General features: G+C 69.7%; 21 protein-coding genes and 1 other RNA gene. 6 read left to right on the plus strand and 16 right to left on the minus strand.

The features are described from left to right. Positions 1 to 49 precede the first annotated feature (49 nt). Together IH26_RS0105310 and IH26_RS55545 are read left to right on the plus strand one after the other, a co-directional pair. Positions 50 to 1093 (plus strand): type IV toxin-antitoxin system AbiEi family antitoxin, encoded by a 1044-nt coding sequence (locus IH26_RS0105310; protein ID WP_245664921.1) that lies wholly within the window; start codon positions 50 to 52, stop codon positions 1091 to 1093. Continuing rightward, complete coding sequence (locus tag IH26_RS55545) at positions 1071 to 1904, plus strand: hypothetical protein (protein WP_157437065.1); 834 nt, start codon at positions 1071 to 1073, stop codon at positions 1902 to 1904. Before IH26_RS0105310 ends, IH26_RS55545 begins: the two co-directional genes overlap by 23 nt. Before the next feature lie 253 nt (positions 1905 to 2157). Here IH26_RS55545 and ssrA read toward each other — a convergent pair. Further along, positions 2158 to 2533, minus strand: a transfer-messenger RNA (tmRNA) gene (gene ssrA / locus IH26_RS57020). A 23-nt stretch (positions 2534 to 2556) separates the two neighbouring features. Beyond that, positions 2557 to 2850: a cellulose binding domain-containing protein gene (locus IH26_RS61180; protein WP_169789722.1), complete on the minus strand. Its 294-nt coding sequence runs from the start codon at positions 2848 to 2850 to the stop codon at positions 2557 to 2559. A 7-nt stretch (positions 2851 to 2857) separates the two neighbouring features. On the opposite strand from IH26_RS61180, the gene IH26_RS61185 reads away from it, so the two are divergent. Then, positions 2858 to 3217: a hypothetical protein gene (locus tag IH26_RS61185; RefSeq protein ID WP_030434969.1), complete on the plus strand. Its 360-nt coding sequence runs from the start codon at positions 2858 to 2860 to the stop codon at positions 3215 to 3217. 22 nt (positions 3218 to 3239) lie between these two features. Here the strand turns inward: IH26_RS61185 and smpB are convergent, their stop codons facing one another. The 7 genes from smpB to pruA all read right to left on the minus strand — a co-directional run bounded on the left by smpB (position 3240) and on the right by pruA (position 10448). Beyond that, positions 3240 to 3716 (minus strand): SsrA-binding protein SmpB, encoded by a 477-nt coding sequence (gene smpB, locus IH26_RS0105330; RefSeq protein ID WP_030434970.1) that lies wholly within the window; start codon positions 3714 to 3716, stop codon positions 3240 to 3242. A gap of 43 nt (positions 3717 to 3759) precedes the next feature. After that, positions 3760 to 4935, minus strand: a complete 1176-nt coding sequence (locus IH26_RS0105335) for a peptidoglycan DD-metalloendopeptidase family protein (RefSeq protein ID WP_051807572.1) — start codon at positions 4933 to 4935, stop codon at positions 3760 to 3762. A 161-nt stretch (positions 4936 to 5096) separates the two neighbouring features. Continuing rightward, positions 5097 to 5972 (minus strand): permease-like cell division protein FtsX, encoded by an 876-nt coding sequence (ftsX, locus tag IH26_RS0105340; RefSeq protein ID WP_030434972.1) that lies wholly within the window; start codon positions 5970 to 5972, stop codon positions 5097 to 5099. Between the two features lie 78 nt (positions 5973 to 6050). Next, positions 6051 to 6731, minus strand: coding sequence for a cell division ATP-binding protein FtsE (gene ftsE, locus IH26_RS0105345; protein ID WP_030434973.1), 681 nt, complete (start codon positions 6729 to 6731; stop codon positions 6051 to 6053). A 142-nt stretch (positions 6732 to 6873) separates the two neighbouring features. Further along, positions 6874 to 7986, minus strand: a complete 1113-nt coding sequence (gene prfB, locus IH26_RS0105350; RefSeq protein WP_030434974.1) for a peptide chain release factor 2 — start codon at positions 7984 to 7986, stop codon at positions 6874 to 6876. Between the two features lie 57 nt (positions 7987 to 8043). Next, positions 8044 to 8559 carry a PadR family transcriptional regulator gene (locus IH26_RS0105355; protein ID WP_030434975.1) on the minus strand — a complete coding sequence of 172 codons (516 nt, stop codon included), beginning with the start codon at positions 8557 to 8559 and terminating at the stop codon, positions 8044 to 8046. 257 nt (positions 8560 to 8816) lie between these two features. Continuing rightward, entirely contained in the window at positions 8817 to 10448 is a 1632-nt protein-coding gene (gene pruA, locus IH26_RS0105360; protein ID WP_030434976.1) for an L-glutamate gamma-semialdehyde dehydrogenase, read from the minus strand. Positions 10449 to 10568: 120 nt separating this feature from the next. Here pruA and IH26_RS0105365 point away from each other — a divergent pair, with 120 nt between their 5' ends. Next, on the plus strand, positions 10569 to 11579 hold the full coding sequence (locus IH26_RS0105365; RefSeq protein ID WP_051807573.1) for a hypothetical protein: 1011 nt from the start codon (positions 10569 to 10571) through the stop codon (positions 11577 to 11579). 9 nt (positions 11580 to 11588) lie between these two features. Here IH26_RS0105365 and IH26_RS0105370 read toward each other — a convergent pair whose 3' ends face one another. Together IH26_RS0105370 and IH26_RS0105375 are read right to left on the minus strand one after the other, a co-directional pair. Next, on the minus strand, positions 11589 to 12098 hold the full coding sequence (locus IH26_RS0105370) for a DUF6912 family protein (RefSeq protein WP_030434978.1): 510 nt from the start codon (positions 12096 to 12098) through the stop codon (positions 11589 to 11591). Positions 12099 to 12198: 100 nt separating this feature from the next. Continuing rightward, on the minus strand, positions 12199 to 12654 hold the full coding sequence (locus tag IH26_RS0105375) for a rhodanese-like domain-containing protein (RefSeq protein WP_051807577.1): 456 nt from the start codon (positions 12652 to 12654) through the stop codon (positions 12199 to 12201). A 93-nt stretch (positions 12655 to 12747) separates the two neighbouring features. On the opposite strand from IH26_RS0105375, the gene IH26_RS0105380 reads away from it, so the two are divergent. Then, positions 12748 to 13215 carry an Lrp/AsnC family transcriptional regulator gene (locus IH26_RS0105380; protein ID WP_030434980.1) on the plus strand — a complete coding sequence of 156 codons (468 nt, stop codon included), beginning with the start codon at positions 12748 to 12750 and terminating at the stop codon, positions 13213 to 13215. Between the two features lie 597 nt (positions 13216 to 13812). Here IH26_RS0105380 and IH26_RS0105385 read toward each other — a convergent pair. The 3 genes from IH26_RS0105385 to secA all read right to left on the minus strand — a co-directional run bounded on the left by IH26_RS0105385 (position 13813) and on the right by secA (position 17830). Continuing rightward, positions 13813 to 14400, minus strand: a complete 588-nt coding sequence (locus tag IH26_RS0105385; protein WP_051807578.1) for an Rv3235 family protein — start codon at positions 14398 to 14400, stop codon at positions 13813 to 13815. Positions 14401 to 14547: 147 nt separating this feature from the next. Further along, positions 14548 to 14784 (minus strand): helix-turn-helix transcriptional regulator, encoded by a 237-nt coding sequence (locus IH26_RS0105390; protein ID WP_030434982.1) that lies wholly within the window; start codon positions 14782 to 14784, stop codon positions 14548 to 14550. A 133-nt stretch (positions 14785 to 14917) separates the two neighbouring features. After that, positions 14918 to 17830: a preprotein translocase subunit SecA gene (gene secA, locus IH26_RS0105395; protein ID WP_030434983.1), complete on the minus strand. Its 2913-nt coding sequence runs from the start codon at positions 17828 to 17830 to the stop codon at positions 14918 to 14920. Between the two features lie 174 nt (positions 17831 to 18004). Here secA and IH26_RS0105400 point away from each other — a divergent pair, with 174 nt between their 5' ends. Beyond that, positions 18005 to 19138, plus strand: coding sequence for a GNAT family N-acetyltransferase (locus tag IH26_RS0105400; RefSeq protein WP_030434984.1), 1134 nt, complete (start codon positions 18005 to 18007; stop codon positions 19136 to 19138). A 47-nt stretch (positions 19139 to 19185) separates the two neighbouring features. On the opposite strand, the gene hpf is transcribed toward IH26_RS0105400, so the two are convergent. Together hpf and IH26_RS64185 are read right to left on the minus strand one after the other, a co-directional pair. Continuing rightward, on the minus strand, positions 19186 to 19803 hold the full coding sequence (gene hpf, locus IH26_RS0105405; protein ID WP_030434985.1) for a ribosome hibernation-promoting factor, HPF/YfiA family: 618 nt from the start codon (positions 19801 to 19803) through the stop codon (positions 19186 to 19188). 186 nt (positions 19804 to 19989) lie between these two features. Continuing rightward, positions 19990 to 20790, minus strand: coding sequence for a phosphoribosyltransferase family protein (locus IH26_RS64185; RefSeq protein WP_084598645.1), 801 nt, complete (start codon positions 20788 to 20790; stop codon positions 19990 to 19992). Positions 20791 to 20796 lie beyond the last annotated feature (6 nt).

Here is a 20796-nt window from a genome sequence, read left to right on the forward strand (position 1 = left end):
AGGTGATGTTCAGTTATGATGAACGAAAACTTGGAATGAACGGAGTCGTGTGTTGGTCGTCGTGAACGGTCTCTTGGATGCCGCACGAGAGCGCCTGCGTGAGTTGGGCGTCACTTTTGAGGTGGAGCACCGGGACCCCGATGCGGGCATCGACGCGATCATCACTCTGTCGCGCGACAGCCAGCGGCAGCGGTACGCCGCGGAGGCGAAAGCACCGATGACTCTCAGCTCCGTGATCCGTGGCAAACAGGAAGAATTCGCCAGATCACCCGATCCGCAACTGATCATCGGTAATCGCATCAGCCGGCGCAGCGCCGACGCCTTCCGCGCCGCCGGCATTCAGTTCGTCGATGCCTCGGGCAACGCCTACATCACCTTCGGCAACGTGCTCATCGACGTGCGCGGCCGTACCGAATCAACCGCCATCTCTTCCGGCACCCACCGTCCGTCCGACCGGCCGACGCGTCCTACGAATATCTTCAGCTCTCGGCGTTCACAAGTCATCTTCGCGCTACTCAGCTGGCCGGACCTTTCGCACGCGACAGTCCGGGAGATAGCGGCCGCCGCTGGCGTCTCCACGGGACAGGCACACGACACCTTCCTGCGACTCCAGCAGGCCGGCTTCCTGACGACGGATTCAAGGAGACTGGAGCGGATCGATGAGCTCCTCGACCTCTGGACCGCCGCGTATTCGACGGGACTTGGCCCGCGACTTGAACTCGCCAGATATCACGGTGACCCGTCTCGGCCTCTCAGCGGGGTGACTCCCGAGCGGCGCGCCTATCGCAGCGGCGAGTCGGCCATGGGCATCGGAGTCGTACGTCCAGCAACGCTGACGGTCTATATCGACCATCCTGATCCGAAGTTTCCAGTCTTGAACCGGTGGGATGCGGGCTGGGACCGTGAGCCAAACATCTTCCTTCGACAGAAGTTCTGGGCATCGCCGCGTGCTGATGAGGAAGAGTTCTCGGCGAACGGGCAGAACGCTCCGTGGCTGCTGATATACGCCGACCTCGTAGCCACACGGGACGCACGCCTCCGTGAAGTCGCACAGAGCTGGAGGGCCCGCTTTGCTCGATCTGACGAAGTGTGATCCCGCGCTGTTGCAGCTACCGGACGCGGTGGTTACCGCGCTCCTGGCTCAATCGACAGAGCTTCGCGCCGAAAATGTGATGATCGTGGGCGCACATTGCCGCGACATCTTGCGCAACGCCACGGGCGAGGACTCCGGGCTCCGAACCACCGAGGACATCGACTTCGGTCTGGCCTTGGCCGACTGGGCTTCGTATGACGGACTGACGAAGAGGCTGGAGCCGGTCGGGGACACCCGCATTCGATACAAGGTGGCCGACGTGCCCACCGACCTCATTCCCTTCGGCAACCTGGAACGGCCGCCGGGCACGGTGCAGCCCCCAGCTCGCGAAGAGTCGATGGGCGTACTCGGCTTCACGGAGGTCTTCAAAGCTTCCCGTCCGCTTGCTCTGCCCAACGCCGGAACGATCCGCATTCCCACCATCGCCGGCTATGCCGCACTCAAGCTGGCCGCATGGCTCGACCGCAGCGCCTACAACAAGTACAAGGACGCCTCCGACATCGCCTCGGTTCTGCATTGGTACTCGGAGTTGCCCGAGGTCCATGCGTTCCTCTACGAAACGGAAGAGGGCGTGGACATTCTGGTCGAGGAGGGCGCGGACTACTCAGTGGCCGCGGCTCGGATCCTCGGACGGGATATCGCCGCAGTTCTCGGCCGCCGCACGTCCGAGCTCACTCGAAGCTGGCCGGGCCCGAGGGCGGAGTCGCTCTACGGCGAAATGGCCGTAACGAACGCTCCCACGTGGCCCCGCTCCCTGGAGCGCCGCAAGGAACTGATCCACGGCATGGAGCGAGGGCTCGGGCTTGGTTGACTGAACCAGACCGCCATCCGGGAAGCCGTGTTCAGGAATGATGAACACCGCCGAAAACTGAACGCGCCGGCGATCGGGCCACAGCACCACACCGAGCGCATGCCGCACAGCGATCGAGACCGCGGTCGCACCTGACGCGCAATCACCCGCCCAGCGCAACCACCCGCACCGCGGGGCGTCCGGGGGTTCGGCCCCGGAGCGGAATACCGGAACGGCCCCGGCTCGCGCTTTCCGCGAGCAGGGGGCCGCCAAGCCGTGGAGGTGCCGGGAATCGAACCCGGGTCCTTCGTTGCTTCGTCAGGGCTTCTCCGAGCGCAGCTCACTATGCCTCTACTCGCCCCTACCGATCACGTGAGCAAGTCGGTATGACGGGGCCAGTCGCTGATTGATCTCGCCGTGCGGTCCCCGCGACCGGGGCCGGTTGGCCAACCTCCTAGCTGATGCCGGAAATCTGGGACGGAGGTGCTCCCAGCCCGACAGACTTGCTACTCGCCTCAGGCGGCGAGAGCGAAGTCGCGCTGATTGTTATCGGCGCTTATTGGTTTCCGACGACCGATTCTCGAGACGACGTCGGCTTCCTCGGCTCGCTTCCCCTGTCTCCACGTACGAAGTCGAAACCAGTCACCCCCTGGATCAGAACAACCTGGCAATCTTAGCTCACCCCGCACCTGCCGCCCACGACGGAGCAGCCGGACGGGCGGGTGTTGCCGCGGCCGGTGGCGCTGACCTGGTAGCCGAAGCCGGTCGAGGCGCCGGCGGCGAGCGGGGCGCCGGTGAAGACCACATTCTCGCCGTTCTGCGTGCCTCGGGCGGTGCCCCAGACGCCGAGCAGCCGCAGGTTCCGCAGGTCGGCGTGGCTGACGGTCACCGTCCACGAGCCGGTGGCCTTGCCGGTGTTCTGGACGCGTACCGACGCCACGTAGCCCTGGTCCCAGCTGGAAGTCACGCTCACGGTGGCGGAGAAACCCGCCGGGACGGTCCGGGTGGGCGTCGGCCTCGACGTCGTTGAAGACGGCTTCGGCGAGCGGCTGGTCGCCGTCGGCCGGGCGGAGGACCGCGAGGGCACGGCCGACGGCGAAGGGGACGGAGACGGCGAAGGAGGCAGAACGGACGCGAATGGGGAAGGTGAAGGCGAGGTGGGAAGCACGACCGTCGGCTGCTGGGCGGCCTCGACCGGGCCGACGGCGCGCACGGCGATCCAGACGACCAGCATGACGAGGACGGCCGCGGCGGCGCTCAGGAAGATCCGGGCCGGACCGAGCGGACGGGCGGTGTGCTTTGCGGGCAAGCGGGGCCACCCTTCAAGGATCTAGGGCCGCCCGGCAATGTACCCGATCAGGAGATGCCTTTGCTGCGTCGTCCCAGGGCCCGCGTGATCTCCCGCTGAGCGTCCCGCGTGGCCAGGTCCTGCCGCTTGTCGTAGCTCTTCTTACCGCGGGCGAGCGCGAGCTCCACCTTGGCGTACCCATTCTCGAAGTAGACCTGCAGCGGCACCAGCGTGATGCCCTCGTCGCGCAGCTTGCCCTGGATCTTCCGGATCTCGTCGCGGTGCAGCAGCAGCTTGCGGGTGCGCCGCGGCTCGTGGTTGGTCCAGGTGCCCTGGGTGTACTCGGGGATGTGCAGGTGGTGCAGGAAGATCTCGCCGTCGGTCTCCTGGCCGAACGCGTCGGTCAGCGACGCGCGCCCGGCCCGCAGCGACTTCACCTCGGTGCCGGTGAGGGCCATGCCGGCCTCGTACGTGTCGAGGATCGCGTAGTCGTGCCGGGCCTTGCGGTTGGAGGCGACGACCTTGCGCCCCTGTTCGCGTGGCATGCCGGCGACCCCCTGAAGATTGAGCGGAACGAACCCGCCAAAGTTAACAAAGGCAGTTCGGCAGATATTGCAGGGGATTCCTCGGTACGCCGTTGAAGCGGGTCTCGAAGTGCAAGTGGTTGCCGGTGGACGCGCCGGTGGTGCCGACCCGGCCGATCACCTCGCCCCGCTGCACGTACTCCCCCACGCTGACCAGGATCGCCGACTGATGCCCGTAGCAGGTCTCGAAGGCGTCCCCGTCGACGCGCCCGTGGTCGATGCAGGTGTAGTTGCCGTACCCGTCGCTCCAGCCGGCCCGGATCACGTGCCCGGCGGCCGCGGCTCGGATCGGGGTGCCCCGGGGCGCCGCGAAGTCGGTGCCGGCGTGCAACTGCCAGACTCGGTAGTACGGGTCGTAGCGCTCGCCGAAATCGCTGGACTTCCAGCCGTGTACGGGCATGAGCAGCTGGCCCCCGTCGTACCGGCCGTCGCCCGACTTGACCGCCCAGCCGCGCAGCGCCGCCCGGATCCGCTGCTCCTCGGCGACCGCCTGCCGGTAGCGGGCCAGCACGGCGGCCCGCTGGGCGTTGGCCAGCCGCAACGCCGCCTGCCGGGTGGCCACCAGCTGTGCCAGCGCCGCCTTGGCGCTCACCGCCGCGGTCTGCGCGTCCTTGGCCGCCAGCAGCTTGCCCTGGGCCAGCGCCTCGGCGTCCTCGGCCTGCCGCTTGGCCAGCCCGGCCTGGTCCTGGGCGCTGCGCGCGACCCGGCGGGTGTCGATCAGCCGGTCGACCTCCCGCTGCTGGGCGTGCATGAGCTGGTCGATCAGGCTGAGCCGGTCCATCAGGTCGGCCGGGCCGGTGGCGTCGACCAGCACGTTGATCCGGGAGAACGTGCTGCCCATGTAGCTGGCCTGGGCGATCTGGTCGACCCGGCCGCGGGCGTCCTCGAACTGGTCCTGCGCCCGCTGGTAGTCGCCGGCGACCTTGGCGTAGGCGATGCGGGCCGCGTTGGCCTGGCGGCCGGCGGTGTTGGCCGCGGTGATCGCGGCGGCGAGGGTGCCCCGGGAGGTGGCCACCCGCAGTTCGGCGGCGGGCATCGCGTTCGTGGCGGCCTCCAGGCGGAGTGCCGCGACGCGCGCTTGTTCGGTGGCGTTTTCCAGTACGGCTGAAGCGCGGTCCACGGCCTTTGCGGCGCTTGCGGCGTCCCCCGGGTCGGCGAAGGCGGGCGTGGGTGCGACCATCGCGCTCCCCAAGCACGCACATATCACCACAAGGAGCCTATGTCGGCATTTGGACCACACGGAGACTCACCGTACCCCCGTTGTCCGTCGAAGTTGCCGAAAACGCCCAACGGCCGCGTTCCAGCAGGAACGCGGCCGTTGTTGTGATCAGCGCACGAGTGTCAGACCTTGAGGTAGAAGCGCAGCGTGATCCACGCCGTCACCGCGCTCACCACCGCGCCCACCCCGGCCAGCAGGGGCAACATGAGCCACACGTTGCCGTTGTGCACCGGTGTGAGAATTGTCGCGAGCGCCTGCAGCTTGTGGTCGAGCAGCACCACCTTGCCGACGAAGAGCACCACGAAGCCGATGACCGAGCCGATGACGCCGGCCACCACCGCCTCGAGCACGAACGGCGCCTGGATGAACCAGTTGGACGCGCCGACCAGTTTCATGACCGCGACTTCTCGCCGTTTGCTGTACGCCGCCACCTGGATCGTGTTACCGACCAGGAGCAGCGCCGCGACAGCCATGAAGGCCGCCACCCCCAGCGCGCCGAATTGGAAGCCGTTGAAGATGTTGAACACCTTGTCGAGCAGGGTGCGCTGGTCGATGACGTCGAGGATGCCCTGCTGGCCCTGGATCTGCGCGGAGAAGTCCTTGTACTTCTGCGGGTCCTTGAGCTTGACCCGGAACGACTCGGGCAGGCTGTTCGCGCCCACCGACTTGACGAAGTCGGGCTGGTCGGACCAGAGCTGCTGGAAGCGGTCGTACGCCTCCTTCTGCGTCTCGTAGGTCTTCCCGGCGACCAGCGGGTTGCTGCTGATCGCCTGGTCGATCGCCTGACGCTGCGCGTCGGTCACATCGGGGCGCAGGAAGACCGACACCTCGATCTTGCCGTAGTAGTAGTTCTTCATCTGGTCGACCTGCATGTACAGCAGCACGCTGGCGCCCAGCATGAAGAGGGAGATCGACATGGTGATGATCATGGCGATCGTCATCGTGACGTTCCGCCACAGGCCCACCAGGACCTCGTTCAGAACGTATTTCAAGCGCAGCATCGGGGGGTTCCTTCCGGGACTCCGCGTCCCGCGATTTCGGGGGTCGGGGATTCGGCAGCGGAGCCGCGGGCGAGCTCAGCCGTAGACGCCACGGGCCTGGTCGCGGACGATGCGCCCGCTTTCGATCTCGATGACGCGACGGCGCATCTGGTTGACGATGTTGGAGTCGTGGGTGACCATCACGACCGTCGTGCCGGTCCGGTTGATCCGGTCCAGCAGCCGCATGATCTCGATCGAGGTGTCCGGGTCGAGGTTTCCGGTGGGCTCGTCGGCCAGCAGGATCAGCGGACGGTTCACGAACGCCCGGGCCACGGCGACCCGCTGCTGCTCACCGCCGGAGAGCTCGTGCGGGTAGCGGTGCTCCTTGCCGCCCAGGCCGACGAGTTCGAGCACCTCAGGGACGACCCGGCGGGCGACCGCCTTGGTCTTGCCGATGACCTCGAGCGCGAAGGCCACGTTCTCGTACGCGGTGCGGTTGGGGAGCAGGCGGAAGTCCTGGAACACGCACCCGATCGAGCGGCGGAAGTGCGGAACCTTCCACGACCGCATGGTGGTCACGTCCTTGGCGTTCACCACGACCTTGCCGCGGGTCGGCGCGACCTCGTGCAGCAGGAGCTTGATGATTGTCGACTTGCCGGAACCGGAGGGGCCGATGAAGAAGACAAACTCACCCTTCTCGATGCCCACGCTCACGTCGTCCAGCGACGGGCGAGACGCCTTGGGGTACGTCTTCGTCACGTTCTCGAGCTGAATCACGGGAAGGCAGTCTACGCGGTGTAACGAAATCGCCAACCCCGGCGGTACGTCAAAGTGCACCGGCACTACCGGAACAGGCGTTTCGGGGGCCGGCGCCTGACCGAACGTTCAGGCGCCGTTGCCGTCCGTGGTGGATCTTAGCTCAGCTCGCGGCCTGCGAGGTCTTCCGCCAACGGATCCCGGCCTCGATGAACTCGTCCAATTCACCGTCGAACACCGCAGACGGGTTGCCCGTCTCCTGCTCGGTACGCAGATCCTTCACCATTTGATAAGGGTGCAGGACGTACGAGCGCATCTGGTCGCCCCAGGAGCCGGTGGTGTCGTGCTTGAGGCCGGCCAGCTTGGCCTCCTCCTCCTGGCGCTTGCGCTCGAGGAGCCGGGCCTGCAGAACTCGCATAGCGGACGCTTTGTTCTGCAACTGGGACTTCTCGTTCTGACAGGTCACCACGATGCCGGTCGGGATGTGCGTGAGCCGGACGGCGCTGTCGGTCGTGTTGACGCTCTGGCCGCCGGGGCCGGACGACCGGTAGACGTCGACCCGGACCTCGTTCTCCGGGATCTCGATGTGGTCGGTCTGCGCGACCACCGGCATCACCTCGACGCCGGCAAAGCTGGTCTGGCGGCGGCCCTGGTTGTCGAACGGGCTGATCCGGACCAGCCGGTGCGTGCCCGACTCGACACTGAGCGTGCCGTACGCATACGGCACCTTCACCGCGAAGGTGGCCGACTTGAGGCCCGCCTCCTCCGCGTACGAGGTGTCGTAGACCTCGGTCGGGTAGCCGTGCCGCTCGGCCCAGCGCAGATACATCCGCATCAGCATCTCGGCGAAGTCGGCCGCGTCCACCCCGCCGGCGCCGGCCCGGATGGCCACCACCGCCTCCCGCGAGTCGTACTCGCCGGAGAGCAGGGTGCGGACCTCCATCTCCTCGATCGCCTTACCGAGCGCGACGATCTCGTCACCCACCTCGGTGATCGAGCCCTCGTCGGCCTCGGCCTGGGCCATCTCGAGCAGAAGCTCGGCGTCGTCCAGCCGGGAGCGCAGGCGCTCCAGCTTGCTGAGCTCGCCGGAGACGTACGACAGCCGGCTGTTGACCTCCTGCGCGCGCGCCTGGTCGTCCCACAGGTCGGGGGCGGACGCCTGCTCCTCGAGCTCGGCCTTGTCGCGGCGCAGCTTGTCCACGTCGAGGACCGTCTCGATGTTGCGCAGGGTGGCGTCCAACGCCTTCAGTTGCTCAGGAAAGTCGGCAGCTGTCACGACACTCAAGACTACGCCGCCCGGCCGGCTTCGCGGCCGGGCGGTCCGGTGCGGTCGTCAATTGGCCGGAGCGGTCTTCAGCCAGCTCAGGGCGGCCTTGTGGTAGGCGACGGCGAATTCGAGGGCGGCCGACCCGTACGCGTCGCCGTTCTTCTTCGCCTCCTTCGCCTGCTCCTTGGCCATGGCGAGAGCCTCCGAGTGATACTCGCTGGCGTCGTTGTAGAGCGACTGGAGTTGTCCGCCGGAGTGCTGCTCCCCGAAGGCGACCCGGAGCGCTACGGGGTTGCGCAGGGCGTCGCGGCCGGGAGCCTCGGCGAGCCACCGGCTGAAGGCACGCTTGCCGGAGGCGGTGATGGCATAGGGCTGGCTGGAACGGGGGCCGGGCTTGCCGAGCCGGACGAAACCCATGTCGGCAAGAACCGGCAATTCGCGGTAGACCTGGCTCCGCGTCATCGACCAGTAGGGCCCGAGGCGGCGTTCGGCAGCCGCCATGAGCTGTCCGCCGGTCATCGGCCCCTCGTGAAGCAGGCCGAGCAGAGCGGCAGCCGTGGGATTGATTTGAGTGTCGGGCATGCCTTCTAAGCTGCCACTTTGTTGCGTCCACGTCCAGGATTTCGCCCGATCCGTCCAGTTTGCGTCTCCACAAACGACTGTCCCGCACAGACAGTCCGACCACGAGGGTCGAGACGGCGCGTTTAGCCCACGATTCGGCGTCTGACCAGGTAAAATGGTCCTAGCAAACCGGTCAGACGGCGATGCCGGGCAGCAACCGCCCGAAAAGGGACGAGCCGCCGCACGCAAAGCGCGCGACGGCTCCTAAATGCACATGATTACCCCATGTGGGGGTAGCGCCAGGCGACCGGCGGCTCGAAGGTCTCCTTGAGAGTGCGCGGCGAGACCCACCGCATGAGGTTCAGCACCGAGCCGGCCTTGTCGTTGGTGCCGCTGCCACGGGCCCCGCCGAAGGGCTGCTGCCCCACCACGGCCCCGGTCGGCTTGTCGTTGATGTAGAAGTTGCCGGCCGCGAAGCGCAGCGCCGCCTGGGCCCGGTCGATGGCCGCCCGGTCGGTCGCGAAGATCGAACCGGTGAGCGCGTAATCGGCGATCGACTCCGCCTGCGCCATCGTCGACTCGAACTCGTCGTCCGGGTAGACGTGCACGGCCAGGATCGGTCCGAAGAACTCGGTGCGGAACACCTCGTGGCTCGGGTCGGTGCCCTCGACCAGCGTCGGCGCCACGAACCAGCCCTCGGCGTCGTCCGCCGTGCCGCCGGCCAGCACCGTGCACGAAGCACTGTTCTTGATCCGGTCCAGGGCGCCGGCCAGCTTCGCGAACGAGCGGCCGTCGATCACCGCGCCGCCGAACACGGAAAGGTCGGTCACATCCCCGTACGCCAGCGAATTGACCGAAGCCGCCAGCCGGTCGCGCAGGCCGCCGCCCTCCCAGAGACTCCGCGGGACGTAGGCCCGCGAGGCCGCGCTGCACTTCTGGCCCTGGTACTCGAACGCGCCGCGGATCAGCGCGGCGTGCAGCGCCTCGAGGTCGGCGCTCGGATGCGCGAAGACGAAGTCCTTGCCGCCGGTCTCGCCGACCAGCCGCGGGTACGTCCGGTACCGGTCGATATTCGCACCCACCTCGCGCCACAGGTGCCGGAAGGTGGCCGTCGAGCCGGTGAAGTGGATGCCGGCCAGGTCCCGGTCGGCCAGCGCCACCTCGGAGACCGCCAGCCCGTCCCCGGTCACCATGTTGATCACCCCGGGCGGCAGGCCGGCCGCCTCGAACAGGCGCATCGTGAAGTGCGCCGCGAACTGCTGGGTCGGCGACGGCTTCCAGACCACGGTGTTGCCCATCAGCGCCGGGGCAGAGGGCAGGTTGCCGGCGATCGCGGTGAAGTTGAACGGGGTGATCGCGAGGACGAAGCCCTCCAGCGGACGGTGGTCGAACCGGTTCCACACGCCCGGCGACGACTGCGGCTGCTCGGCCAGCAGCCGCTCGCCGAAGGCCACGTTGAACCGCAGGAAGTCGATCAGCTCGCAGGCGGCGTCGATCTCCGCCTGGTAGCAGGACTTCGACTGGCCGAGCACGGTCGCCGCGTTCAGCGTGTCCCGCCAGCCGCCGGCCAGCAGCTCGGCGGCGCGCAGGAAGACCGCGGCGCGCTCGGCGTACGGCAGCGCCCGCCAGGCCGGCGCGGCCCGCTTGGCCGCCTCGACCGCCCGATGGGCGTCGGCTTGCGTGGCGTTGCCCATGGCGCCGAGCGTCGCGTGCCGGCGATGCGGCTGGACGACCTCGATCGCCGGGCCCTCGGCCATGCGTTGCGCGCCGCCGATCGTCATGGTCAGGTCGGGGCGGGCGTCGCGCAGGTCGGCGATCTTGGCCGCGAGCGACGCGCGTTCCGGCGTACCGGGGCGATAGTCGCGAACCGGCTCGTTGCGCGGGACGGGCACGGCAAGCTGGGCGTCCATGTGGCACTCCTCGACGTGGTGGTCAGCTGAGTAGATCCGGGCGCCGGGGTGGCCGGGGCCGGATTCCCCATCCTCGCACCGGGTCGGGCCGCCGCGGTCCCGCCGCGTACCCTGAGCCCCATGAGTGCCCAGGACAAGACACCGGACGCCGAGCGGTCCTCGTCGAACGGTTTCCTCCTCGCGCTCGCCGCGCTGATCTGGATGGCCGCCATGCTCTGGTCGGCGCGCGCCACCATCACCGGCGGCGGCGACGCCGAGATGGAGGTGACCTCGACCGCGTACGCGTTGCCCGGCGCGGTCACCGGGGCACTGGTCGGCGGGGCCGCGGTCGCCCTCGCGCTGATCACCCGGCTCACCCGGCGGCGCGAGCTCGGCCCGACCGTCCGCTTCGCCGCCGCGACCGGCGCCGGCCTCGCGCTCGGTGCCCTCGGCGCGGTCGCCATCATCACGATCAACACCGAGGGCTGGATCTACGCGGTGGTCGGCGGCACCGTCGCCGCGGCGGCCACGATCGGCGGCGCGCTGGCCGGCTTCCGGCAGCCGCGGGTGCTCGCCGCGGTCTGCTGGGCGGCGATCGCGGTGTTCCTGGTCGGCTTCGTGCTCAACGTCTTCCAGGACCCGGTGCTCAAGGCGCTCGGCTCCGGCTCGACCGAGGCGTCCCAGAGCAGCGCGGCCAACTGGTTCACCTTCCTCCAGTCGTTCCTGTCCGGCCTGGCGGCGGGCCTGATCGCGTACGGGGTGCTGCGCCGTTTCCGCCGTCGCGCGGCCGGCGAGGACGTGGCCTGGCCGCTGTACGCGCTGGCCGGCGCGGGCCCCGGCCTGCTGCTGGTGGTCGGCGAGGCGCTGACCCGCACCGCCGGGTCGCGGGTGCTCGAGCTGGCCGGCAAGGTCAGCGAGCTGGAACTGGTGGTGCAGCGGATGCTGAGCGGCGCCCGGTTCAACAGCGCGCTGATCGTCCTCTTCGTCGGCGCGATCAGCGCCACCATCGCGGTCGGCCGCACGATCAAGTCCCCGGAGGCGGCCGATTCAAAGCCCGCCGTGTCGAAGCCCGCGGCCTCTGCGAAAAGGGCGGCGCCGAAGAAGAGCGCGCCGGCTGAAAAGGCCGCGGCCGAAACGGCCTCCGCCGAGTAGGAGCCGGCGTCAGAGCAGGTCGTCGAGTTCGGAGACCGCGTACCACTCCAGCTCGTGGTCCTCGGCGCCGTCGACGGTGAACTGCGCATCCGGGTCGCCGGCCAGCGCCTCCTCCACCACGTCGGCCGCGTCGGCCACCTGCTCGGCCGCGTCGGCGCCGTCCACGTGGATCGACGCCACCTCGGTGAGCGAGATCGGCTGCGGCAGCAGCACCGTGCTCGAGCCGAGCTCGACATCCTCGTGGACCAGCGCGCCGGCCGGCACGTCCGCCGAGACCACGACGCGCCGCCGGGGCGCCGCCGGATCGTGCCGGAGCAGTTGGAGGGCGGCCTGCGCGGCACGGGTGAACGCCACATACTCCAACTCCTCCTCGTCACCCTCCGCATACCACTCGCGCAGCGCCGGCGTGACCGCGTGCGCGGTCATCCCGCCGGCGCCCAGCTTTCCGGAGGCGCGCAGGGCCGCGAGCAGCGGCACGGTGGCCGGCACGTAGACCCGGACCAGCTCGGTGATCGGCACGTCTCCTCCTGGGTTGGGACCGTCCCCGTAGTACACCGCCACGGCGGCGCTCGGAAGGCCCATTCCACCAGTCGTGTCCGGATCGTGCCGCGCCGGGGTTTCAGCAGCCGCAGGCGGGTCCGGCAGACCCCGCGACGGGCGCGGTGAGGGGGTCGGCGGCGGCTGCGATGTCGCCTTCCCGCGTACGCAACGGGAAGCCCTCGCGGACCCAGTACTCGACGCCGCCGATCATCTCCTTCACGGTGTACCCGGCGAGCGCCAGCGCGAGCGCCGCCCGGGTCGCGCCGTTGCAGCCGGGACCCCAGCAGTAGGTGACCACGGGCACGGCCGGGTCGAGCAGCTCGGCGGCCCTTGCCCCGATCTCGGCGGTCGGCAGGTGCACGGCGCCCGGGATGTGCCCCTGATCCCAGGCGGCCCGGCTCCGCGAGTCGATCAGCACGAAGCCCGGGGTCGGCGCCAGCAGGCCCGCGCGAACGTCCGAGACGTCGGTCTGGAAGTCGAGCCGGGCCGCGAAGAAGGCGACGTTTACGCTGCTCAAAGTGGGTGTGATCGGCATGGGGGAAACGCTACGATCCCCGCGCCGTGCAGAACATGCGCATTCGACGGCACCCGGGGTGGATCACCGAGGAATGCCCGGTAGATTGCCGCCATGACCGTGGACTTGGCCCTCGACCGTACGGATTGGCGGCTGCTGGCCGAGCTGCAGCGCGACGGCCGCGCCTCCTACGCCGAGCTGGCCCGGGCCGTCGCCATGTCCGCGAGCGCCGTCGCCGAGCGGATCCGCCGCCTCGAGGAGGCCGGGGTGATCGCCGGTTACCAGGCCACCGTCAACCCGGAGCGGGTCGGGCTCACGGTGATGGCCTTCGTCCGGGTCCGCTACCCGACCGGGAACTACCGCCCGTTCCACGCGATGCTCGAGTCGACCCCCGAGATCGTCGAGGCGCACCACGTCACCGGCGAGGACTGCTTCATCCTCAAGGTGCTGGCCCGCTCGATGCGCCACCTCGAGGAGGTGACCGGCCGCATCGCCGGCCTCGGCCCGGTGACCACGAGCGTCGTCTACTCCAGCCCGCTCGCCGCCCGCTCGATCGCCGCCCCCACCCCCGCCCACCCGTAGCGAGACCCCCAGCCGGCGCCAGGCCCGCCCACCAGCCGGGGCACCGCCCACCAGCCGGCGTGCCGCCGACCAGCCGGCGTGCGGGCCGCCCAGCGGGCGTGCGAGCCGCCCAGCCGGCGTGCGGGCCGCCCAGCCGGCGTGCGAGCCGCCCAGCCGGCGTGCGAGCCGCCCAGCCGGCGTGCGAGCCGCCCAGCGGGCGTGCGAGCCGCCCAGCCGGCGTGCGAGCCGCCCAGCCGGCGTGCGAGCCGCCCAGCCGGCGTGAGAGAGCCGCCTGGCCAGCGTAAGAGCGGCCCAGCGCGGGGAGCGCGGGCTTCGTCACCGGGCCGGCAGCACGTCTTCCACGACGCTCAGACGGCCGGCTTTGACGGGGTGCGGACCTGGCGCGAGGGCCGCCCAGCGCCCGGCGCGAGGCCCGGCCAACGCCCACGCGAGCACGCGCACACGCACGCTCGACAGCGGCGCGAGCCCGACAGCGGCGCCAGCACACGCACACGCCTGCTCACCGGCCGCGCGCTCGCCGGCCGCGTCGGCAGCAGGCCCGAGACGCCCGCCGCCTCTACCGCACGGTGGGCGCCTCGGGGGTCTGGGGCCGCCGGGTTAGATCAGGCGCAGGATCGTCGCCGACCATGCATCATGGTGCAGCTCCAGCCTGAGCGCCATAGCCCACGTCCGCTCCCCCATCACCAGCGCCGCCGCCGCCTCCACCGCCCCCGGGCGGGGCTCGCAGAGCCGCAGCTGGATGACCGCCACCGGCGGCGGGCGCCTCGGCGGCCGCCGGCCGCGCGGCGCGGCAGCCGCCCGGCGCAGGTCGGCCACCCGGCGCGCGCCGGTCGCCGCCTGGGCGACCACCTTGGCCGCGTCGACCGGCACCGAGAGCTGTCGCAGCTGAGCCGGTGGCCGGTGGCCGTTGAGCACCTCGACACACATCCGCACGAACCGGTGCACGGCGAGCTTGGCATCGTGCGACGCCCCGGCCACCACCGCCGGGCGGGCCACGACGGCGGTCTCGTCGGGCATCGGCGGGGGTGCCAGCCGCGCGAGGCCGGCCGGTGACCAGTCGAGCGCGAGCTGATGGGCGGACGCCCAGACGGCCGGCTCGAGCTCGTCGTCGAAGGGCGGCTCGCACGGCGGCGCCGGGCGAAGACTGATCGAGGGCCGCGGGCCCCTGGGAGCGACCTCCACCATCCGCCTCATCGCCAACCCCCGCTCGCCAATCATTGCGTTTGCCTTCGTTTGCCTTCGACAGCGATTCTTCCGAATGACGCGACGGGGCGTCCAGCGGCGGCCCAAGACCACCACCGATCCGAGAAGAGGCGCAAACCGGGCGCTAGGTCAGCCGGGCTGGTCGGGTTCCTTGTCGGTCAGCGGGTTCGCCAGCACCCACTTCGCGGTCTCCGCGTACTTCTGCTGGATGTACTCCTCCAGCTTCACTCGCTCCACCCGCCACTGGCCGCGGCCACCGACCTTGATCGCGGGCAACTCGCCGCTGCGGACCATGTGGTAGACCTGCGAATCGGTCACGTTCAGCTCGGCCGCCACGTCCGACAGCAGGAGAAACCTGGGTTCCACGGCGAGCACCTCCCCGATCCGACCGGCTAAGTTTGCCACCGTTTGCCTTCGGTTGCCTTCCTCCCGTACGGGGAAAGGTGGCGCAACCAAAAAACGGCCCGCCGGAAAGCCGGCGGGCCGTTCTCGGCGTGGATCAGGCGGCTCCGGGAGCGCCGTGGCAGCGCTTGTACTTCTTGCCCGACCCGCAGTAGCAGGGCGCGTTGCGGGACGGGCCGCTCGACTCGGACTGCCCGGCGCTACGGTTGCCGCGCCCGGACGCCTGGGTGTGCGCCGGGGAGGCCGGCACCGGCGAACCGCCCGCGCCGATGCCCAGGGCCGGCGCCTGCGGCTGCTGGATGACCGGCGCGCCGTCGCCCGCCTCGCCGTCGATCGCCGGGGCGGTGTACTGCAGGTTCTGCGGGCGGCGGCCGCCGCCGAGGCCCTTGGCGCGCACCCCGACCCGGTCGGAGTCGGCGAGGTTCTCCTCCTCCGCGACCGGGCCGACCGCGGAGAGCGGCACTGCCTGGCTCGGGTCGACGGTGACCGTCGGCGCCTCCTCGACCTGGACCTCCAGGTTGAAGACGAAGCCGACCGCCTCCTCCTTGATGCCCTCCATCATCTGGTTGAACATGTCGAAGCCCTCGCGCTGGTACTCGATCACCGGGTCGCGCTGGGCGTACGCCCGCAGGTTGATGCCCTCCTGCAGGTAGTCCATCTCGTAGAGGTGCTCGCGCCACTTGCGGTCGATCACCGCGAGCAGCACCTGCCGCTCGAGCTCGCGCAGCGCCTCGGCGCCCAGCTCCTCCTCGCGGTTGGTGTACGCGGCGGCCGCGTCGTCCTTCATCTGCTGGACGAGGAACTCCTGGTCGACCGCGCTGCGCTCGCCGCCGGACTCCTCGATGATGTCGTCGATCGTGATGGCGACCGGGTAGAGGCGGCGCAGGTTGGTCCAGAGCTGCTCGAGATCCCAGTCCTCGGCGTAGCCGTTCGAGGTGGCGGCCAGCACGTAGTCGCCGACCACGTCGTCGATCATGTTGCGGACCTGGTCGTGCATGTCCTCGCCGTCGAGCACGCGCTTGCGCTCGGCGTAGATGACCTGGCGCTGCTTGTTGAGCACCTCGTCGTACTTGAGGACGTTCTTGCGGATCTCGGCGTTCTGGCCCTCGATCTGGGTCTGCGCGCCGCGGATCTGCCGGGTCACCATCTTGGACTCGATCGGCACGTCCTCCGGGATGTTGAAGCGGTCCATGACCGCCTCGACCGCGCCGGCCCGGAACCGCTTCATCAGGTCGTCCTGCAGGGACAGGTAGAACCGGGACTCGCCCGGGTCACCCTGCCGGCCGGAGCGGCCGCGGAGCTGGTTGTCGATGCGGCGGGAGTCGTGCCGCTCGGTGCCCAGGACGTACAGGCCGCCGGCGGAGGTGACCTCCTCGGCCTCCGCGTCGCAGGCCTCCTTCCAGGCGGGGAGGACCTCCTCGAGCGCCTTCGCGTACTCGTCGGGGCTCTCCACCGGGTCGAGCCCGCGCTGGTGCAGCTCGGCCGAGGCGAGGAACTCGGGGTTGCCGCCGAGCAGGATGTCGGTGCCGCGGCCGGCCATGTTGGTGGCCACGGTGACCGCGCCCTTGCGGCCGGCCTGCGCGATGATCGTGGCTTCCTGGGCGTGGAACTTCGCGTTCAGCACGCTGTGCGGGATGCCGCGGCGGCGCAGCAGCTGCGAGAGGATCTCGGAGTTTTCCACCGAGACCGTGCCGACCAGGACCGGCTGACCGGTGGCGTGCCGCTCGGCGATGTCCTCGATGACGGCGTTGAACTTCGCCTTCTCGGTCTTGTAGATGACGTCCGGGTGGTCGATCCGGATCATCGGCCGGTGGGTCGGGATGGTCACGACGCCGACCTTGTAGACCTTGTTGAACTCGCCGGCCTCGGTCTGCGCCGTACCGGTCATGCCGCCGAGCTTCTCGTACAGCCGGAAGTAGTTCTGCAGGGTGATGGTCGCGAGGGTCTGGTTCTCCTGCTTGACCTCGACGCCCTCCTTGGCCTCGATGGCCTGGTGCATGCCCTCGTTGTAGCGGCGGCCGTGCAGGATGCGGCCGGTGAACTCGTCGACGATGAGGACCTCGCCGCTCTCGTTGACGATGTAGTCCTTGTCCCGCCGGTACAGCTCCTTCGCCTTGATGGCGTTGTTCAGGTAGCCGACCAGCGGCGTGTTCACCGACTCGTAGAGGTTGTCGATGCCGAGGCGGTCCTCGACCCGGGCGACGCCGCGCTCGGTCACCGCGATGGTGCGCTTGGACTCGTCGACCTCGTAGTCGCCCTCGCCGTCCTTGCCCCTCTGCAGGCGGTTGACGATGCTCGCGAACTCCGCGTACCAGCGGGCCGAGTGCTCGGCCGGGCCGGAGATGATCAGCGGGGTACGGGCCTCGTCGATGAGGATCGAGTCGACCTCGTCGACGATCGCGAAGTGGTGGCCCCGCTGGACCAGCTCCTCCCTCGACCACGCCATGTTGTCGCGCAGGTAGTCGAAGCCGAACTCGTTGTTCGTCCCGTACGTGATGTCGCACTGGTACGCCGCGCGGTGCTCGGCGGCCGGCCGGTTGGGCAGGATCACGCCCACGGTCAGCCCGAGGAAGACATGCACCCGGCCGACCCACTCGGCGTCGCGCTGGGCGAGGTAGTCGTTCACCGTGATGATGTGCACGCCCTTGCCGCTCAACGCGTTGAGATAAGCCGGGAACACGCCGGTCAGGGTCTTGCCCTCACCGGTCTTCATCTCCGGGATGTTGCCGAAGTGCAGGGCGGCGCCACCCATCAGCTGGACGTCGTACGCCCGCTGGCCGAGGACCCGCTTGGCGCCCTCCCGGGCCACCGCGAACGCCTCGGGCAGCAGCGAGTCGAGCGACTCGCCGTCGGCGTAGCGTTCCTGGAACTGCTGGGTCCACTCCCGCAACTCGTCGTCGGTGAGGTCGACATAGTCTTCCTCGATCGAGTTGACCGCATCAGCGATCGCCTTGAGCCGGCGTAGCATGCGACCTTCGCCGGCGCGTAGGACTTTTTCCAATATCGACACGGGTCAGCGCTCCCCTAGACAGTCTGCCGAACCATCGTAGGCACCCTCCCGCGGAACCTGTGACCCGAGCCTCCGGTTAACCGCACAAAAAGGCCGAAAGGCGGCATCGCGTTCGCTCATGGCGCAGCGATTCCGGCAGGATTACCCGAAGTGGCACCATCAACAGGAGGATTCTTGAGCTCCGCGGAGATCAACGGTACCGGGGTGCGTCTTAGGGCATATCGCCCGGACGACGCCGAGGCGGTCGCCGCCGGATACGACGACCCGCTCAGCCACCGCTTCCTGCCCGCGCTGCCGTCGCCGTTCACGGTCGCGCACGCCGAGCGCTTCCTCAGCGAGGGGATCGCCTCGATCGTCGCGGAGGGCGGCGTGGTCTACGCGATCGCCGACCCGGAGACCGACGACCTGCTCGGCGGGATCAGCTTCGACAAGGTCGTGCCCGGCCGCGGCCAGGCCGAGATCGGCTACTGGGTGGGCCCGTGGGCCCGCGGGCGCGGGGTGGCCACCGCCGCGGTGCGCGCGCTGAGCCGGCACGCCCTGCACGCCGGCCTGCACCGGCTGGAACTCCTCACGCACTGGGACAATCCGCTGAGCATGCGGGTCGCGCTGGCGTGCGGCTACCGCCGCGAGGGGGTACGCCGCGCGGCGCTCCCGGACGGCCACGGCGGCCGCGACGACCTGGTGGTCTTCTCCCGGCTGGCCACCGACGACGGCGCCCCGATCGTGCGCGCCCTGCCCGACCTGCCCGGCGGCGAACTCACCGACGGCGTCGTCCGGCTGCGCCCGCTCGGGCCGGCCGACGCCGGCTTCCTCGCCGTGCTGCGCCGCCTGCCCGAGGTGTGGCAGACCAGCGTGCCGGCGGTGCCGCCGACCGACGAGGAGCTGCGGCGGCGCTGCACCCGGGCGGCCGCGCACTGGCTGGAGGGCAGCCGGGTAGACCTGGTCATCGAGGACGCCGCCACCGGCGAGCCGGCCGGCGAGATCGGCCTGTTCTACCAGGAGCCGGCGACCGGCCAGGGCATGATCGGCTACAGCATGCTGCCGGCGTTCCGCGGGCGCGGCTGGGCGACCCGGGCCGCCCAGCTGCTGACGCTGTGGGCGTTCGCCGAGACCACCATCGCCCGCCTCATCGCGGGCGCGCTGCCGACGAACGTCGGCTCGCAGCGGGTGCTGGAGAAGGCGGGATTCCACCGGGAGGCGTACCTGAGGTCACGCCTGCCCGGCCCGGACGGCACCCGCACGGACGACGTCCAGTTCGTGCTCCTCGCCGAGGACCTCCTTTCCGAAGGCCCTCGGCTGGACGGCTGACCCAACGGTTTTTCCTCTGGGGTTTTCCGCCGCGGGTCGGCTCAGTATCAGGCGGTTCCCTCCAGCGAGAGAATTCCGTAGTCGTAGCCACGCCGCCGGTAGACGACGCTGGGCCGGCCGCTCTCCTTGTCGAGGAAGAGGTAGAAGTCGTGGCCGACGAGTTCCATCTGGAAGAGGGCGTCGTCGACGGTCATCGGGTCGGCGGGGTGTTCCTTCTCCCGCACGATGCGCCACGGCTGGTCCCCGTCGTGTTCGGCGAGCGCGGTGGCGACCGGTGACTCCTCGGCCGGCTGGGCGAGGCTGAGGTCGGTGGGCAGGCCCGCGGTAGCGGCCGCCACCGAGACGGGCGCGTGCCGCCCGCGGTGGACCCGGCGGCGGTCGGCCGAGCGGCGCAACCGTCCGTCGAGCTTGGTGATGGCGAGGTCCAGGGCAGCGTAGAAATCCTTGGCGCAGGCCTCGGCACGAACGACCGGGCCTCTCGTCATGACGGTGATCTCGACTCGCTGGCAGGTGTCGGACTGGCGTGGATTGCGTTCGTGGAACAGCTCCACGTCGGCCCGGATCAGTTTCTGGTCGTAACGCTCGACCTTGCTCAGCTTGTCGGCGACATGCTCCCGGTAATGATCGGGAACCTCTACGTTGCGGCCCTTGACGACAATGTCCACTCGTGACCTCCCCCAACGTTTGTACTGCGACGCGGTGTGCTGCTGTTGGTTGGTTACGGCGACGCGGGTGCCATGTGCACCATGCGTGACCGATCGCGAATGAGACGACTCCTTTCCGGTGGCGGTAGCTCTGCACGCGGCCGGTGAGGCGGGTGAGCGATGACGCTTACCCTCGTCACCAAGACGCTAACGTGCCGATGCTCCCGCGTCACCCCTCGTTTCGGATAGCTGATCGCCGGGCTTCCGCCTTTTAGGTACCCGAGGGCGGTAATCATCCGAAACCGCTCGGCGCAGTCGGGTGGCAGCCAGCACGGCAGCCCCTGCGACCTGCATCTCCGCCTCCTCGAGACGACGGGTGACCGTGGCCAGCGTCGACCCGGTCGTGGCGATGTCATCAACCACCACCAGCGTGCCTTCGATCGGGGTCGCGTGTCGGGAAAACCCGATTCGCCGGGAGCGAATTCGCAGCGAACTCTCAGCCGCCGCACGGCGTTGAGCCACCGTAAGTGACGCTGAGTCAGGACGCGGCAACGCCACGAGAGGGCGGCTCACCCGAGCATCCCAACCGGCGGCCCGCAGGCGCCGTACCGCCTGTGCGGCGAGCCGGGCCATGTGGTCGCCGTGCCGCTCCCGGGCCGCCGCCGCGGTCGAGGGCACCGGGACGAGCGTGACCGGGCGGCGGGCCGGGGCGAACGCCGACACCGCGGTGGCGAGCAGCGTGCCCAGCGGCGGGGCGAGCCGGTGCCGGGCGCGTTCCTTGTACGCCAGTAGAACACCCCGTAAAGGCCCCTCATAGGCCCCTACGGCGACGCAGGGCGGAAATCCGGGCGGCGGTGGGGCCGGGGCCGTCCGGAACGGCCGGAGCGCCTCCAGGTCGGATGCGCAGGGTCCGCACACGCCGTACCGCAGCGGCACCCGCTCGACCCCGCACCCGGCGCAGGCGGCGGGCAGCACGAGGTCGGCGAGATCGCCGAGCAGGCCGAGCATTCAGTG

Source organism: Actinoplanes subtropicus, from assembly GCF_000721705.1.
GTDB classification, from domain to species: Bacteria; Actinomycetota; Actinomycetes; order Mycobacteriales; family Micromonosporaceae; genus Actinoplanes; species Actinoplanes subtropicus.

Bases quoted from the DNA above. Each gene is read 5' to 3' on its own strand.
- IH26_RS64185 (WP_084598645.1), bottom strand. From the start codon at position 20,790: ATGCTCGGCCTGCTCGGCGATCTCGCCGACCTCGTGCTGCCCGCCGCC.
- IH26_RS0105335 (WP_051807572.1), bottom strand. From the start codon at position 4,935: ATGGTCGCACCCACGCCCGCCTTCGCCGACCCGGGGGACGCCGCAAGC.
- IH26_RS0105380 (WP_030434980.1), top strand. From the start codon at position 12,748: ATGACCGTGGACTTGGCCCTCGACCGTACGGATTGGCGGCTGCTGGCC.
- IH26_RS0105355 (WP_030434975.1), bottom strand. From the start codon at position 8,559: ATGCCCGACACTCAAATCAATCCCACGGCTGCCGCTCTGCTCGGCCTG.
- IH26_RS0105385 (WP_051807578.1), bottom strand. From the start codon at position 14,400: ATGGTGGAGGTCGCTCCCAGGGGCCCGCGGCCCTCGATCAGTCTTCGC.
- smpB (WP_030434970.1), bottom strand. From the start codon at position 3,716: ATGCCACGCGAACAGGGGCGCAAGGTCGTCGCCTCCAACCGCAAGGCC.
- IH26_RS0105365 (WP_051807573.1), top strand. From the start codon at position 10,569: ATGAGTGCCCAGGACAAGACACCGGACGCCGAGCGGTCCTCGTCGAAC.
- IH26_RS0105375 (WP_051807577.1), bottom strand. From the start codon at position 12,654: ATGCCGATCACACCCACTTTGAGCAGCGTAAACGTCGCCTTCTTCGCG.
- pruA (WP_030434976.1), bottom strand. From the start codon at position 10,448: ATGGACGCCCAGCTTGCCGTGCCCGTCCCGCGCAACGAGCCGGTTCGC.